The 15,598-nt window shown below is 64.0% G+C and carries 10 protein-coding genes and 1 rRNA gene; 4 read left to right on the top strand and 7 right to left on the bottom strand.

The window, feature by feature from the left end:
• Window positions 1–1,222, top strand: a 1,222-nt coding sequence (locus tag U9J41_RS28780; RefSeq protein ID WP_322405422.1) for an IS4 family transposase, incomplete at its 5' end; no start/stop codon positions are given.
• A gap of 194 nt (window positions 1,223–1,416) precedes the next feature.
• Here U9J41_RS28780 and U9J41_RS28775 read toward each other — a convergent pair.
• From U9J41_RS28775 to U9J41_RS28760, 4 genes are all read right to left on the bottom strand, one after another.
• Window positions 1,417–3,096: a long-chain-fatty-acid--CoA ligase gene (locus tag U9J41_RS28775; RefSeq protein WP_322405610.1), complete on the bottom strand. Its 1,680-nt coding sequence runs from the start codon at window positions 3,094–3,096 to the stop codon at window positions 1,417–1,419.
• A gap of 195 nt (window positions 3,097–3,291) precedes the next feature.
• Window positions 3,292–4,974, bottom strand: a complete 1,683-nt coding sequence (locus U9J41_RS28770) for a long-chain-fatty-acid--CoA ligase (protein WP_322405608.1) — start codon at window positions 4,972–4,974, stop codon at window positions 3,292–3,294.
• 210 nt (window positions 4,975–5,184) lie between these two features.
• Window positions 5,185–6,309: an aminopeptidase gene (locus U9J41_RS28765; RefSeq protein WP_322405607.1), complete on the bottom strand. Its 1,125-nt coding sequence runs from the start codon at window positions 6,307–6,309 to the stop codon at window positions 5,185–5,187.
• 9 nt (window positions 6,310–6,318) lie between these two features.
• The gene (locus U9J41_RS28760; RefSeq protein ID WP_322405606.1) at window positions 6,319–8,400 is read right to left on the bottom strand and encodes a molybdopterin-containing oxidoreductase family protein; all 2,082 of its coding nucleotides are present in this window, start codon (window positions 8,398–8,400) and stop codon (window positions 6,319–6,321) included.
• A 119-nt stretch (window positions 8,401–8,519) separates the two neighbouring features.
• On the opposite strand from U9J41_RS28760, the gene U9J41_RS28755 reads away from it, so the two are divergent.
• The gene (locus U9J41_RS28755; protein ID WP_322405605.1) at window positions 8,520–9,719 is read left to right on the top strand and encodes a M20 aminoacylase family protein; all 1,200 of its coding nucleotides are present in this window, start codon (window positions 8,520–8,522) and stop codon (window positions 9,717–9,719) included.
• 3 nt (window positions 9,720–9,722) lie between these two features.
• Here U9J41_RS28755 and U9J41_RS28750 read toward each other — a convergent pair whose 3' ends face one another.
• Complete coding sequence (locus tag U9J41_RS28750; protein ID WP_322405604.1) at window positions 9,723–10,622, bottom strand: NAD(P)-dependent oxidoreductase; 900 nt, start codon at window positions 10,620–10,622, stop codon at window positions 9,723–9,725.
• 140 nt (window positions 10,623–10,762) lie between these two features.
• Here U9J41_RS28750 and U9J41_RS28745 point away from each other — a divergent pair, with 140 nt between their 5' ends.
• Both U9J41_RS28745 and U9J41_RS28740 read left to right on the top strand, forming a co-directional pair.
• Window positions 10,763–11,311: an acyloxyacyl hydrolase gene (locus U9J41_RS28745; protein ID WP_322405603.1), complete on the top strand. Its 549-nt coding sequence runs from the start codon at window positions 10,763–10,765 to the stop codon at window positions 11,309–11,311.
• A 96-nt stretch (window positions 11,312–11,407) separates the two neighbouring features.
• Window positions 11,408–12,853 (top strand): DHA2 family efflux MFS transporter permease subunit, encoded by a 1,446-nt coding sequence (locus tag U9J41_RS28740; protein WP_322405602.1) that lies wholly within the window; start codon window positions 11,408–11,410, stop codon window positions 12,851–12,853.
• A 4-nt stretch (window positions 12,854–12,857) separates the two neighbouring features.
• Here the strand turns inward: U9J41_RS28740 and U9J41_RS28735 are convergent, their stop codons facing one another.
• Both U9J41_RS28735 and rrf read right to left on the bottom strand, forming a co-directional pair.
• The gene (locus U9J41_RS28735) at window positions 12,858–15,227 is read right to left on the bottom strand and encodes a penicillin acylase family protein (protein ID WP_322405601.1); all 2,370 of its coding nucleotides are present in this window, start codon (window positions 15,225–15,227) and stop codon (window positions 12,858–12,860) included.
• Between the two features lie 245 nt (window positions 15,228–15,472).
• Window positions 15,473–15,585 (bottom strand): 5S ribosomal RNA (gene rrf, locus U9J41_RS28730).
• Window positions 15,586–15,598: the final 13 nt, after the last annotated feature.

Here is a 15,598-nt window from a genome sequence, read left to right as displayed (position 1 = left end):
TGGTTTACGGGCGTATACCCGAGTCGCCAAACTCAAAAAACCAAAACCCCGCAACATGTTCAGCATAGCTACCTTTCAAGAATTATTAAAGGGCCTGCCCCGCTCGAAGTTTGATCAGCTGGTAAAAAGACACAAGGCCGACAAGTACTCGAAGAAGTTCGGGCACTGGCAACACCTGATCGCGATGATGTACGGCCAGCTCAGTGAAGCCCCGGGCTTGCGGGCGCTGGAGACGGGCTTTAATCATCACCGCTCTCACCATTACCATTTGGGCGCCGGGATGATCAAACGTACGACGCTGGCCGATGCGAACGCCAGGCGCTCCGATACCGTGTTCAGTGACGTCGCCAATTGGCTGATGGGACAGGTGTCGCGTCAGTTGCGCAGCGATAGTGCTGAATTGATGTATCTGCTCGACTCGACGTCGTTGACGCTCAAGGGACGGGAATTCGAGCGCTGGACACAAGAGAGCCGTACCCGTAATACCCAGGGTATCAAGGTCCATGTCCTGCTTGATGCCCAGACCCGGACGCCAGACTGGATTTCGTTCAGCGCGGCCAACGTCAACGACGTAGAGAAAGCCTGGAGCGTACCGCTGGTTCGGGGCGCCCTTTACGTCTTCGACAAAGGCTACTGCGACTACGCCTGGTGGAACGCCATCAGTCAGGCTGGGGCGCAGTTCGTTACCCGGTTCAAACGCAATGCCGGCCTACGGATAATCGAAGAAAGAAGCATTCCCGCCGAAGCCGCCGGGATCGTGCTCAATGATGAAATCGTCCAGCTCAAACATAAGCGCCCCGGAGGACGAGACAACCCATATCTGGCATCGCTACGGCGTATCACGATCGCTCGCCCGGAAAAGGACACGCCGCTTGTCCTGGCCACCAACGATCTGGACAGCGCCGCGTTCGAGATCGCCCAGCGTTACAAGGAGCGCTGGGGAATCGAACTGTTTTTCAAGTGGATCAAGCAGCACCTGAAAATCAAAAAATTCCTCGGGCGGAGCGAAAACGCAGTGCGCATCCAAGTGCTTACAGCGTTGATCAGCTATTTGCTCGTGGCGCTCTACAAGCAGCGGCACTCGCTCAAGATCAGTCTCTGGGACTGTCTCGTGCTGATACGCGCCACCTTGTTTCAGCGCCCCGAGATCGAAGCTTCCCGCTATCGACAACGACGGCGACTTCAGCAAGAAATGGCAGAGCTCCAGCTGAGCCTCATCTGATGAAACTGTCAAGAATTTTATTCCGGACAGCAGTGCGCGCAGGCGGGGCCCAATTTTGCGAGCGCAGTCGAAACGCATAAAACTTGGGCCCCCGCCTGCGCGGGGGCGACGGTTTTACTTACGGTCGCGTGGATGGTTTTACGCCACGTGTACGGTTTGCGGCCGCGTGTACGTTTTGCGGCCGCGTGTCCCGGTTACGCCGGCTGCTTCTCATCCCGCAGCTCGCGCCGCAGGATCTTGCCGACGTTCGTCTTGGGCAGGCTGTCGCGGAACTCGACGTACTTCGGCCGTTTATAACCGGTCAGCTGCTCCTTGCAATACACCAGCAGCTCGTCCTTGGTGAGTCCCTTGTCCTTCTTGACGACGTACAGCTTGACGGCCTCGCCGGAATGCTGGTCCGGCACGCCCACGCACGCCACTTCCAGCACGCCCGGGTGCGCGGCGACGACGTCCTCGACTTCGTTCGGGTACACGTTGAAGCCCGAGACGAGGATCATGTCCTTCTTGCGGTCGACGATCTTGACGGCGCCGGTCTCGTTCATCACGCCGATGTCGCCCGTCTTGAAGAAGCCGTCCGCCGTCATGACCTTCGCCGTCTCGTCCGGGCGCTGCCAGTAGCCGGCCATCACCTGCGGGCCGCGCACGGCGATCTCGCCGGCCGTGCCGAACGGGACGTCGTTGTCGGCTTCGTCGATGATGCGCAATTCCGTCGACGGCAGCGCATAGCCGATGGTGCCCGTGAATTCCTTGATGTCGCAGCGGTTGGCGGCGACCACCGGCGACGTCTCGGACAGGCCGTAGCCCTCGACGATCGGCGCGCCCGTCACCGCGAGCCACTTGTCGGCCACGACCTTCTGCACGGCCATGCCGCCGCCCGGGCAGACGAGCAGGCCGGAGAAGTCCAGGCCGGCGAAGTCCGGATGGTTCAACAGGCCGTTGTACAGCGTGTTCACGGCCGGGAAGACGTTGACGCGGTAGCGCTTGAGCTCCTTGATGAAGCCACCGATGTCGCGCGGGTTCGGGATCAGGATGTTGGTGCCGCCCGCGCGCAGGCCCATCAGGGCGCACACGGTCAGCGCATAGATGTGGTACAGCGGCAGCGCGCACACGAATTGCGGCGTCGCGCCGGCCGGGATCTTCGCCAGCGTCGGGGCGAACCAGGCTTCGTTCTGCAGCACGTTGGCGATCACGTTCCTGTGCTTCAGGATCGCGCCCTTCGACACGCCGGTCGTGCCGCCGGTGTACTGCAGGAAGGCGATGTCGTCATGTCCGCACTCGACCGGCTTGCGCACCAGGCGCGCGCCTTCGGCCAGCATGCGCTTGAACGGTACGGCCGACGGCAGCGACCACGCCGGCACCATTTTTTTCACGGTGCGGACGACGAAGTTGACGAGCAGGCCCTTCAACCCCAGCAGGTCGCCCATGCTGGCCACGATGACGTGTTTTACGTTGGTATTCGGTACGACGTCGGCGACGGTGTGCGCGAAGTTTTCCAGCACGACGATGGCTTCGGCGCCGGAGTCCTTCAACTGGTGCTGCAGCTCGCGCGCCGTGTACAGCGGATTGACGTTGACGATGGTGTAGCCGGCGCGCAGGACGGCGGCCATCGCCACCGGATACTGCAGCACGTTCGGCAGCATGATCGCCACGCGCGCGCCCGGCGCCAGTCCCTTCTGCTGCAGCCACGCGGCCATCGCGCCGGACAGCTTGTCCAGCTCCGCGAACGTCATGGACTTGCCCATGCAGGCAAACGCGTCGCGGTTGGCGTACTTGCGGAAGGAATCCTCCAGCAGGTGCGTGAGGGAGCGGTACTGCGTCCAGTCGATGTCCGCGGGTATGCCCGCCTCGTACGACTTCAGCCAGAATTTGTCCATGTCATTGCCTCGCTTTTTTTTCGTTCAATTCAAATTGTGTGCGCAAAAAAACCGCCCGGCGGCGGCTTTCGTCCCCCCCGCGCAGGCGGAATGGTGCCCCCGGCACGATTCCCCCAATTTCTGCTCGCGCTATCGCAATGCGTAAAAATTGGGTTCCCGCCTGCGTGGGAACGACGGTCGATGCGTTCCAGTCTTTTACGCCGCCTGCTTTTCCTCGCGCAGCGCGCGGCGCAGGATCTTGCCCACGTTCGTCTTCGGCAGTTCGTCGCGGAATTCGATGTATTTCGGTTTCTTGTAGCCGGTGAGCTCGCGCCTGCAGTAGTCCATCAGCTGCTCGGCCGTCAGGTTCGCGTCCTTGCGCACGACGAACACCTTCACCGCTTCGCCGGAGTGCTCGTCCGGCACGCCGACCACCGCGCATTCCAGCACGCCCGGATGCGCCGCGATCACCGCTTCCAGTTCGTTCGGATACACGTTGAAGCCCGACACGAGGATCATGTCCTTCTTGCGGTCGACGATCTTCACGTACCCGTCTTCGTCCATGATGCCGACGTCGCCCGACTTGAAGAAGCCGTCCGCCGTCATGACCTTCGCCGTCTCGTCCGGGCGATTCCAGTAGCCCGCCATCACCTGCGGGCCGCGGATCGCGATCTCGCCCACGCTGCCCACCGGCAGCGGCTTGCCGTCGTCGTCGACGATCGCGATGTCCGTCGACGGCACCGGCAGGCCGATCGTGCCCGTGAAGCCGGGGATGTCGCAGCGGTTGCACGTGGCCACCGGCGCCGTCTCCGACAGGCCGTAGCCCTCGATGATGTTGGTGCCCGTGAGCGCCTTCCACTTGTCGTTGACGGCCTGCTGCACGGCCATGCCGCCGCCGTTGGACACTTTCAGGCCGCTGAAGTCGACGTCCTTGAAATCCGGATGGTTGACCAGCGCGTTGTACAGCGTGTTCACGGCCGGCAGCATGTTGATGCGGTACTTCTTGAGCTCCTTGATGAAACCCGCGATGTCGCGCGGGTTCGGGATCAGGATGTTCAGCGCGCCCACGCGCATGCCCCACAGCGCGCACGCCGTCAGCGCGAAGATGTGGTACAGCGGCAGCGCGCACACGATGGTGGGGAATTCGACGAGCGGCGGCCGGCTCATCGCCGGCTTCGACCACGCCTCCGTCTGCAGGATGTTGGCGATGACGTTGCGGTGCGTGAGCGTCGCGCCCTTCGACACGCCCGTCGTGCCGCCCGTGTACTGCAGGAAGGCGACGTCGGTATTCTTCAGCTGCGCCGGCTGGAACGGCATCTTCGCGCCCTGCGCCAGCGCGTCCTTGAAGCGCACCATGTGCGGGATCGTAAAGTCCGGCACCATCTTCTTGACGTTGCGGACGACGAAGTTGACGAGCATGCCCTTGGCGCCGCCCAGCAGTTCGCCCAGGCTGGCCACGACGACGTGGCGCACCGCGGTCCTGGGCAGGACCTGCTCGACCGTGTGCGCGAAGTTCTCGAGCACGATGATGGCTTCGCTGCCCGAATCCTTGAGCTGGTGCTCCAGTTCGCGCGGCGTGTACAGCGGATTGACGTTGACGACGGCATAGCCCGCGCGCAGGATGGCGGCCAGCGCCACCGGGTACTGCAGCACGTTCGGCATCATGACGGCCACGCGCGCGCCCGGCTTCATCCCGCGGCTCTGCAGCCAGGCGGCCAGGCGCTTCGACATGTTGTCCAGTTCCCCGTAGGTGAGGAACTTGTCCATGCAGACGAACGCGTTGTTCGCCGCATACTTGCGGAACGATTCCTCCAGCAGTTGCACCAACGAGCCGTACTGGTCGGGATCGATGTCCGCCGGCACGCCGGGCGGATAAGCCTTGAGCCAAATCTTGTCCATCGGTGCCTCTGTCTCCAGTGTCGTTATCGTTCCGAGCCCGGCAAGATCTTACCAATCGGACGCCGCTTGCGGTGACCGATTGGTGTCTTTTGTTCTATTTGACGGCACGACCCAAAAAAAAATCGCACGGTCGTGCTGATATTGATAAGCAAGATGCTATCGGGCAGCGCGTCCGGACGCAAGCACTTTTGCGTAATTCGAACAACGACTCTATCGAGCCAATGGCGGCGTTTCGCTGCGCTGTACCATCAACGGCGCGGTCACGAGCGGCGGCACCATCGCATTCAGGACCCGGTGGCGGTCGGCGCTGTCCATGTCGGCCAGGCGCTTGACGGCCCCGTAAAACTTCGGAAAGCTGCCTTCGCGCTGCAACAGGGCGCGGAACGCCGGCACGAAGTCTTCGTAGGTCGCGATCGACGCCAGGTGCGCGTTCGACAGCGGCTGGTCGAAGAAGCGATCATACCCCGCGTAGCCGCCCCAGTTGCCCTTGAGGACCTGGTATTCGTCCTTGAGCTCCTGGAACAGGCGCACCTTGACGGCGCGCTTTTCGGCATCGCTGCGGTCGACGACGGCGTAATTCTGCTCGAGCGCCTTGCGGTACTTCATCAGCAACGCGAGGAAATCCTTCTTGCGGCTCCGGTAGCGCGCATAGGCGTCGCGCATCTGCGGGTTGCCGAAGCGTTCCATCCAGCGCTCGACGCCGACCTCTTCCACCGTCGAGGCGAACGATTCGTTGAATTGCGAATCGCCCTGCGCGTACACGATCTGGTGCGCCAGCTCGTGGAAGACCATGCGCGCCAGTTCGCCGTCCGGGTAGTTGATGAACGTGGAGATCAGCGGATCGCTGAACCAGCCGAGCGTCGAATACGCGGCCACGCCGCCGACCTCGACGTCGTCGCCGGCGTCGCGCAGTTCCTGCGCATACGCCTGGGCCGCGGCCTTGCTGTAGTAGCCGCGGTAGTTCACGCAGCCGGCCACGGGGAAGCACCATTGCAGGGGCCGCAGCGACAGCTCGGGCGTGGCGACGACGTTCCACAACACGTATTGCCGCTTCAGCGCGGCGTAGTTTTTGTAGCTGTTGTTGTCGGGTAAAGCCATTTCGGCAACTGCGAAGCGGCGGATCTGGCGCGCCGTCTCGAGACGATGGCGCAGTTTGGTACTGGTGCCGGGGTCGGCGATCCAGTCATCGATCGGACGGGCGTCCGACAGGAGTTCAAGCTGGCCCTGGGCCGCCTGGGAGTAGTAGTTCAGCGTGGAACAGCTGGCCAGCAGCCCCGCCGCCGTGCCTGCGAACAGCACGGTGCGGAGCCACGGGGTAATCCGTGTAAGTTTCATATTTCCAGATCATGGTGCGGCCTTTTCAACCTGCACCAGCGTGTCGTAAAAGGTGGGCGCCCGGCCCATGTCGGTCAGGCGCTGACTGGTGACTTCATTGGCGTTCTTGCCGTCGCTGGCGAGCTTCTTCCACCAGATCGACAGGCCGACCACGAGGCCGGCCCGCGCTCTGGCGGTGACCCGGGCGCGCGCGACGAACGCGCCCCGGTCGTTGAAGATGCGTACCATCGCGCCGTCTTCGATGCCGCGGGTAGCGGCGTCGGCGGGATGGATGTCCAGGTGCGGCTCACCTTCCGTTGCGCGGAGGCTCTGAACATTGACAAAGGTAGAGTTGAGGAAGTTCCTGGCCGGCGGAGAAATCATCGCCAACGGATATTTCTGCGCCAGTTCGGGCGTGGAGGCGACCGACTCGTAGTTCGGGATATAAGTCGGCAACGGATCGAGGCCGTCGGCGAGCATCGAGCTCGAATAAAACTCGCACTTGCCGGACGGCGTGGGGAAACCGCCTTGCGCGAACGGCGCGGCCGGTACGTTCAGCTTTTGCCAGCCGGTGCGTTTCAGGGACGACCAGTCGAAATGGACCGCGCGCTCGTTGTTCACGTCGAACGCCTTGGCCGCCAGTTCGTCGTCCGTCTCGTCGAAGGCCGCATCCGTGAAGCCCATGCGTTTCGCGAGCAGGCGGAAGATTTCCGTGTTGGGCCTGGATTCGCCCAGCGGCGCGATCGCTGCGTTATTCGCCATCATGTACAAGTGACCATAGGCGAGGTGCGCGTCGACGTGTTCCAGCTGCGTGGTGGCCGGCAGCAGGATGTCCGCGTAGTCGGCGGTGTCGGTCTGGAAGTGTTCCAGCACCACGGTGAACAGATCCTCGCGCTCGAAGCCGCGCTGCACCTGCGCCGAATCCGGCGCGATCGCGAGGGGATTCGAGTTGTAGACGATGACGGCTTCGATCTTCGGCCCGAACGCGGGCGACGCGTCGCGTTGCAGGTCGGCGCCGATCGTGTTCATGTTGATCGTGCGCGGAAGCTTGCCGCGCAACAGGTCCGGACGTTGCAGGACAACTTTATTGGCCGGGAACGTGCCCGACGTCGACAGCTGCACGCCGCCGGCCGCCTGGCGCCACGCGCCCACGAGGGCCGGCAGGCAGGCGATGGTGCGCACGGCCATGCCGCCGCCGTGCACGCGCTGCAGGCCATAGTTCATGCGGATCGCGACCGGCTCGCCCGCGCGCGCCGTGCGGCCGTATTCGCGGGCGAGGTCGACGACTTCCTCGACCGTGATGCCGCAGGTTTGTGCCGTGCGTTCCGGCGTCCATTCGGCCACGCGGTCCTTCAATTGCGCGAAGCCGAACGTGTATTTCTCGATGTAGTCGTGGTCGAGCAGGTTGTCCTTCACCAGCACGTGCATCATGCCCAGCGCCAGCGCGGCGTCCGTGCCCGGCATCAGCGCGATGTGCTGGTGGCATTTTTCTGCCGTGAGGGAGCGATAGGGATCGATGGCGATCAACTTGGCGCCGCGGCGCTTCGCTTCCTGCAACCGCGTCCACAGGTGCAGGTTCGACGCGATCGGGTTGCCGCCCCAGATCAAGACCAGCTTCGCATCCTGGAACTGTTCGGTATCCGTGCCGATCGAACCGCCGATGGTGTATTTATAGCCGGTGGCGCCGGCATTCGCGCACACGGTGCGGTCGAGAAAGGAGGCACCGAGCGTGTTGAAGAAGCGCATGGCCATCGCCTCGCCCTGCACCAGGCCCATCGTGCCGCAATAGCTGTACGGCAGGATCGCCTGCGGGTCGCGCGCGGCGATGGGTTGCAGGCGATTCGCAATCTCGTCGAGCGCCTGTTCCCACGTGATCCGTTCGAACTTGCCCTCTCCCTTCTTGCCGACGCGGCGCATCGGGTACAGCAGGCGGTCGGGGTGGTACGTGCGTTCGATGTAGCGCGAGACCTTCGTGCACAACACGCCGGCCGTCGTCGGATGATCCGGATCGCCCTTGACCTCCGTGGCCACGCCGTCCTCCACGGTCACGAGGAGCGCGCAGGTATCGGGGCAGTCATGCGGGCAGGCGCCGCGGACGATGGTCTTGGTCATCGGATTCATCCAGAAAAGCGTCGATAAACCAGTACTTTAAACGATTCCGGCGGCAGCCGTGGGGACCCTGGCATTGCACATGGTGGAAGGGCTACAATAGTTCAAAAGGAGAGAAACGAATGAGACTAGTCGAACCTATCCTCGCTTACCAGTCCGAGCTCGAAACGATCCGGCGCGACATCCACGCCCATCCCGAACTCTGCTACGAAGAACAACGCACGGCCGACGTGGTCGCGCAGCGCCTGGCCGAATGGGGCATCCCCGTGGTGCGCGGCCTGGGCGTGACGGGCGTCGTCGGCATCATCAGGAACGGCACCTCGGACCGCGCCATCGGCCTGCGTGCCGACATGGATGCGCTGCCGATGCAGGAACTCAACACATTTGAGCACGCGTCGCGCCATGCCGGCAAGATGCATGCTTGCGGTCATGACGGCCACACAACGATGCTGTTGGGCGCAGCCCACTATCTGTCGCAGAACCGCAACTTCGACGGCACCGTCTACCTGATCTTCCAGCCCGCCGAAGAAGGTGGCGCGGGCGCGCGCCGCATGATGGACGACGGCCTGTTCGAGCGCTTTCCGATGGAAGCGGTGTACGGAATGCACAACTGGCCCGGCATCAAGACGGGCAGCTTCGGCGTCGTCGCCGGGCCGATGATGGCATCCAGTAACGAGTTCCGCGTCGTCGTGAAGGGCAAGGGCGGGCACGCCGCGCAACCGCACCGCGGCATCGATCCGGTGATGGTCGCGGTGCAGATCGCGCAAGGTTGGCAGACCATCATCTCGCGCGAAAAGAACCCGCTGGACACGGCCGTGCTGTCGATCACGCAGATCCACGCCGGCAGCGCCACGAACGTCATCCCCGACGAAGCCGTCATGATCGGCACCGTGCGCACGTTCGCCACCGACGTACTGGACCTGATCGAACGGCGCATGCACGAGATCGCGGCGGGCCTCGCGTCGGGCTTCGGCGCCACCGTCGATTTCTCGTTCAAGCGCAATTACCCGCCTCTCATCAACCACCCGGAGCAGACGGCGTTCGCCGTGGAAGCCATGCGCGCGGTGGTGGGCGCGGACAACGTCGACACGAACGTCGAACCCACGATGGGCGCCGAGGACTTCGCGTTCATGCTGCAGGAAAAGCCCGGCTGCTATGTCTTCATCGGCAATGGCGACGGCGATCACCGCCTGGGTGGCCACGGCCTCGGACCGTGCCAGCTGCACAACGGCAGCTACGACTTCAACGACCAGCTGCTGGCGGTCGGGGCCAGCTTCTGGGCGAGACTGGTCGAGATGAGCCTGCCGCTGAAGCGGGCCTGAGGCTTACGGCAGCTGGTCCTCGGCCGTGCCGAGGCGCTTGCCGGGATTCATCCGCTCCAGGGCGATGAGGCCGGCCGCGTGGTCGGCGGACGGGATATCCCCTTCGATGGTCTCGTACTGCCGCGTCACGAGTGCCGTCACGGGCAAGGTGACGCCGGCCGCGCTTGCTGCCGCCAGGATATTGCGCTGGTCCTTCAGTTGCGTCTTGACCTGGCCGCCCGGCATGAAATTGCGCTCCAGCATGCGCTGGCCGTGGACTTCCAGCACGCGGCTGCCGGCAAAGCCGCCACGGATCGCGTCGCGCACGGCGGCCGGATCGGCACCGGCCGCTTCCGCCAGCAGCAGCGCTTCGGCCACGACATTGATCGTGGCGCCAACGATCAATTGATTGCACAACTTGGCCACCTGGCCGCTGCCGACGGGGCCGACGGCTTTCGGATTGCCCAGCACGCGCAGCACGGGTTCGGCCTGCGCGTAATCGGCGGCGTCGGCGCCGGCCATGATCGCGAGCTGGCCCGCCTCCGCGCCGCCCACGCCGCCCGACACGGGCGCATCGACGAAGCGGCAGCCGACCTGCTGCAAACGCGCGGCGAACGTCAGCGCTTCGTCCTGGCGCGTGGAACTCATGTCGATCCACAGCGTGCCCTTGGCGAGCGCCGGCAGGGCGCCGTCGATGACCTGGCCGACGATCGGGCCCGCTTCCAGGATCGAGATCACGATGTCGGCGCCGCGCACGGCGTCGTGCAGGTCGGCATGCGGCGCGGCGCCCGTCGCGCGCAGGGCCTCGGCCTTGGCGGCCGTGCGGTTCCACACGCGCAGGGGATAGCCGGCCCGGGCCAGCCGGGTCGCCATCGGCTTGCCCATCAAGCCGATGCCGAGAAATGCCACTGTCGGTAACGTCATTCCATCCTCACGAGTATTCATTGACCATATTGTAACAATTGACAGGCTGCCTACGCCCCTTCATCGACCTCGCTACAATAGCGGTCTTGCCGTGACCTTGTGCTCGCACGGCTCCACTTTTATCGCAAAGGCGTTTGTCCATGAAAAAAATCATCCGTTCCCTGGCGGCCGTCGCCGCGTTGTTGGCCATGCAGGCGAGCCATGCCGCCGACGGCATGTTCGATTCGTCATCGGTGGAAGCCGGCGGCGGCGAACACGTGCAGGTCGTCCGCCTCGCGGTCCAGAAGGACTGGAACAGGAACTGGCTCCCGACCAGCGGCTACCACCTGTCCGGCTACTGGGACGCGAACGTCGCGTACTGGCGCGCCAACCAGTGGCTGGACGTGAAGGGCGACAAGAAGGACCTGGCCGTCGTCGGCATCACGCCGGTGTTCCGCTGGGAAGCCGACAACAAGCTCGGCCTCTACGCCGACGCCGGCATCGGCGCCGCGCTGTTCTCCAGCGTGTACCGCAACACGCACCGCCAGCTGTCGACCGCCTTCGAATTCGCCGACCACGTGGGCGTCGGCTATGTGTTCGCCAACAAATGGGAACTGGGCGCGCGCCTGCAACACTACTCGAACGGCGGCATCAAGCACCCGAACGGCGGCGTCAACCTGCTGCTGCTGAAGGCCGCCTACCACTATTAATCAAACCGGGGTCAGAGCCCGATTTTGGGCAATTTCCAAAAATCGGGCTCTGACCCCGGTTCGGGGTTGCGGGTTTTATGTGACAATCGACTCCCGATGACCGATACCGACACCATCAAGCGCTACCTCCCCTGGCTGGTGGCGACTGCCCTGTTCATGGAGCAGCTCGACGCCACCATCGTCAACACCGCGGTGCCCAGCATCGCGGCCAGCCTGCACGTCACGCCGCTCAGCCTCAAATCCGTCGTCACCAGCTATATCCTCAGTCTGGCCGTGGGCATCCCGGTGAGCGGCTGGATGGCCGACCGTTTCGGCACGCGCCGCGTGTTCTTCACGGCGATCGCGATCTTCACGGTGGCGTCGGTGCTGTGCGGGCTGTCGCTGAACGCGCCGATGATGGTGGCGGCCCGCCTGCTGCAAGGGCTGGGCGGGGCGATGATGATGCCGGTGGGACGTTTATCGATCATCCGCACGTTTCCCAAGAACGAGCTGCTGGGCGCGATGAACTTCGTGATCCTGCCGGCGCTGATCGGGCCCCTGCTGGGGCCGACGGTCGGCGGCCTGATCGTGCACTGGACGTCGTGGCGCGCCATTTTCTTCGTCAACGTGCCGGTCGGCCTGCTCGCGCTGTTCCTCGTCTGGCGCCACATGCCGGACTACCACGGCGCGGAGCCGCGCCCGCTGGACGTGATCGGGCTGATCCTGTTCAGCTCGGGCACGGCGATCCTGTCGTGGCTGCTGGAAATCTTCGGCGAGCACACGCTCGACCCCATGACGGCCGGCCTGATGCTGGCGCTGTCCGTCGCGCTGCTGGCCGCGTACGCCTGGCACGCGAGCGAGTCGCAGTTCCCGCTGCTGCGGCTGACCTTGCTGAAGGTGCGCACGTTCCGCATCTCGGTGCTGGGCGGCTTCATCACGCGCCTGGGCATCGGCGGCCTGCCGTTTTTGCTGCCGCTGCTGTACCAGCTGGGGCTGAAACTGGCGCCGTGGCAATCCGGTCTGCTGATGATGCCGACGGCCGCCGCTGCGATGGGCATGAAGCTGATCGCCCCCAAAGTGCTGGCGCGCTTCGGCTACCGCCGGGTGCTCGTGTTCAACACGATCTGTATCGGCCTGACGATCGGCCTGTTCGCGCTGGTGGGCGCGAACACGCCCTGGTACGCGATCGCCGGCATCGGCCTGCTGCAGGGCTTCTTCAACTCGCTGCAATTCTCGAGCATGAACACGCTGGCCTATGCCGACGTCGATCCCAAGGATTCGAGCATGGCCAGCACGATCGCCTCGTCGTTCCAGCAATTGTCGATGAGCTTCGGCCTCGCCGCCGGCTCGCTCGTGACGGCGTGGTTCCTGGGCCGCGTGCCGCAGACGGACCAGGTGATGGTCACCCGGGCGCTGCACCACGCGTTCATCGCACTGGCCCTGATGACGATGCTGTCGTCCATCGTCTTCGCCCGCCTGCGCCGCGGCGACGGCGAAAGCATCACCCGGAGCAAGGCGGCCACCGCGGTGGCCCAGGATCCGGCGCCGCTGTCGCAAGCCTGACCCATTACTCGGTCAACGTCACGGTCGTGCGGTTCGGATCGGCCTTGATGCTGGCGTCGCTGAAGGGCAGCGCCGGCCACGCCTTGCGCGAATACGGCCCGAGCTGATCCGCGTAATACGGCGACTTGGGATCCGTCGACTGGCCATACACGAGCAGCGCATTCGCGACCGGACCGGCATCGTCGAACGTCACGGCCTGCACATAACTCGTACCCCAGTAGACGTTGTTGTAGCCGGTGGCCGTCAGGCCCGTGCTCATCCGCAGCGAATTGTAGGACCCGTCGAGATCGCCCACGCCGCCGTGCAGCGGGGTCCGCACGCCGTTGCGCGTTTCGCCCTGGTAATCGCCCAGCTTGCCGTCGAGCGGGATGTTCAGCGACTGCAGCCGCAGCGCCGCATTCTTCAGCGCCGCGAACATGGCCGGCAGCGCAGCGGTCGCGACGCCGTTGGGCGTATGCACCGGGTCGGCTGGATCGAGCGGCACTTTCCATTTATTCGGAATCTGCGACGCCGCATTCCAGAATTCACGGAACAGCACGGCGCCGCGGCTGTCGATGTTCGCGTGCCGATCCCACGCCGCGAGGACGGTGCAGGCCTGGGCCAGCGTCGCGTCGTCGGTCGGGCAGGCCGGCAGCAGGTCCGGCAGCACGAGCTCGGCGGCATAGATGCGGTTGGCGAACACGAGCGTCTGCAGATCGGCCAGCTGGAATGTGTGGCCTTGCTGCGCCAGTTCCTCGAACTGGATGAAGCCGATGCGCGTCCGCAGGCGCTGCTCGACGCCCGTCTTGCCGTACAGCGGAGAATATCCCAACGGCGCCGGACCCGTGAGCAGGGAACGGGCATTGGTCAGCCAGTAGCTGTCGTTCGAGTTCGCCACATAATCCGTGCGCAGCATCGACGGCGCATTCACTGGCGAGAAGATGCCGGGCGGCGCGTTGGCGTCCTGGCCCCACGCGCAGGCGCTGCGCGAACCGTCGAACAGCACGAGGGCGGCCATGAGCAGGCAGTTGCCGGCGAACTTGTCCGTCGTGACGTGCGGGACGACGCTCGCATCCGCATACAGCGCGTTGCCGGCGCGGTCGGCCGCGATGGTGTTCACCCACGGCAGGCCGACGACCGTGTCCAGCGACGATTTGAGGGCCTGGACGCTCGTCGCGGTGCCGATCCCCAGCCACTGTTCGAGCATGCGTGTATTGCCGCGGTTCGGGTCGGCAAGGACGTATGCCGTGGTGCTGGTCCACGCCAGTCCCGCTTCCGGCTTGACGATCACCGCGCCCTGCTTGCTGAAGTAAAACGTCTTGCTGTGCTTCGTCGTCGTACCGTCCGGCATGAGGATGTCGACCGACACGGTCTTCGACGTCATCTTCGACCGTTCACCGTCCACGAGATACGTCGTGCCCGTGGCATCGCCCGCATCGAGGGCGAGTTTGAACGTCGTGAAATGCGTGGCTGCCGTGACGGTGTGCGACCACGCGACATCCTTGTTGAATCCGATGACGACGGCCGGCATGCCGCCCAGCACGGCGCCCATCACATCGTAGCGGCCGGGCACGGTCAGGTGCGCCTGGTAAAAACGGTCGGTACTCGTCCAGGGGAAGTGTGGATTGCCGAGCAGGAGCCCATGTCCGCTGGCCGACAAATCCTTGCCGACGGCCAGCGCGTTGCTGCCGAAGCCCTGGTGCACCACTTGATCCAGCCGCGCGAGGAGGAAGGCGGGATCGAGCTTGCGCCGCGGCCTGCGCAACGCCACCGTTGCGTTCCCATCACGCGCCCCGGCCACGACTTCCTTCGCGAACACTTCGCCCGACGCGTGCAGTGCTTTCTCGGCCAGGACGAGATACATGTCGTCGACCGTCACCGGTTTCACCCATTTCGCGTTGTTGCACGCCGCCGGATAGTTGCCGGTGTTGTCCTTCAGGTAGCGGTTGTAGCCGGCGACATAGCCTTCCAGCAGATCGCGCGGTTCCTGCGCTCCGGCGGCATAGCCGGCGCGCAGTTGGTCGACGTCGAGATAGCCCTTGAAGAAGAAGTCGCTGTCCTCGTTCTTGAGATCCATGAAGCCGCTGGCGGCACCGTATTCGTCATCCTTGCGGGCCGTCGCATGGGCGTCGCCGCCGAAGAATTGCGATCGCTCGCCGCGTACCGTCAGCAAGGAATCGGCAAACATGCACACGTTGTCCTGCGCATATGCGTAGGCGAGGCCATAGCCGAGGCTGCGGAAGTCCGCGGCTTTGACGTGCACCACGCCATGCGTCGTCCGGGTGACTTCGGCGCTGAACCGGGGTGGTGGCGTTGGGATGGACGGCGGATCGTCGCTGGCATGATGGCCGCACGCGGCGAGGGTGGAACCCAGGACCGTGGTAGCGATCACCATCCTGGCTAATGCAGGAAAAACACGAGTGCAATACATGCTGCTCCTTGTAGGTGAATAAAGCCGTTGGCTGGCAAAGTGGCTAACCATTCGGGTCAGCCAACGATGCTAGCGGCTTTTTCTTTTTCTACAACTATTGGAACACCAGCTTGTCAGGTTTCGATTTTTCCGATTCAAATATGTTTTTCTTGTGCCCAAAAGCAAAAAGCCCGCTCAGTATCAACTGAGCGGGCTTCTGCATATAACTAGCCTGACGATAACCTACTTTCACACTGGTTGCAGCACTATCATCGGCGCAAAGTCGTTTCACGGTCCTGTTCGGGATGGGAAGGGGTGGTACCGACTTGCTATGGTCATCAGGCATAACTTGTACG

Source organism: Massilia luteola, from assembly GCF_034420155.1.
Taxonomy (GTDB): Bacteria; Pseudomonadota; Gammaproteobacteria; order Burkholderiales; family Burkholderiaceae_D; genus Telluria; species Telluria luteola.
Note: the sequence above shows the minus strand (reverse complement) of the source record. Positions and strands in the feature narration are given on the sequence as shown.

Excerpts from the sequence above, each read along its gene's own strand:
- U9J41_RS28775 (WP_322405610.1), bottom strand. The coding sequence starts at position 3,096 with ATGGACAAATTCTGGCTGAAGTCGTACGAGGCGGGCATACCCGCGGAC.
- U9J41_RS28770 (WP_322405608.1), bottom strand. The coding sequence starts at position 4,974 with ATGGACAAGATTTGGCTCAAGGCTTATCCGCCCGGCGTGCCGGCGGAC.
- U9J41_RS28765 (WP_322405607.1), bottom strand. The coding sequence starts at position 6,309 with ATGAAACTTACACGGATTACCCCGTGGCTCCGCACCGTGCTGTTCGCA.
- U9J41_RS28760 (WP_322405606.1), bottom strand. The coding sequence starts at position 8,400 with ATGACCAAGACCATCGTCCGCGGCGCCTGCCCGCATGACTGCCCCGAT.
- U9J41_RS28755 (WP_322405605.1), top strand. The coding sequence starts at position 8,520 with ATGAGACTAGTCGAACCTATCCTCGCTTACCAGTCCGAGCTCGAAACG.
- U9J41_RS28750 (WP_322405604.1), bottom strand. The coding sequence starts at position 10,622 with ATGACGTTACCGACAGTGGCATTTCTCGGCATCGGCTTGATGGGCAAG.
- U9J41_RS28745 (WP_322405603.1), top strand. The coding sequence starts at position 10,763 with ATGAAAAAAATCATCCGTTCCCTGGCGGCCGTCGCCGCGTTGTTGGCC.
- U9J41_RS28740 (WP_322405602.1), top strand. The coding sequence starts at position 11,408 with ATGACCGATACCGACACCATCAAGCGCTACCTCCCCTGGCTGGTGGCG.
- U9J41_RS28735 (WP_322405601.1), bottom strand. The coding sequence starts at position 15,227 with ATGGTGATCGCTACCACGGTCCTGGGTTCCACCCTCGCCGCGTGCGGC.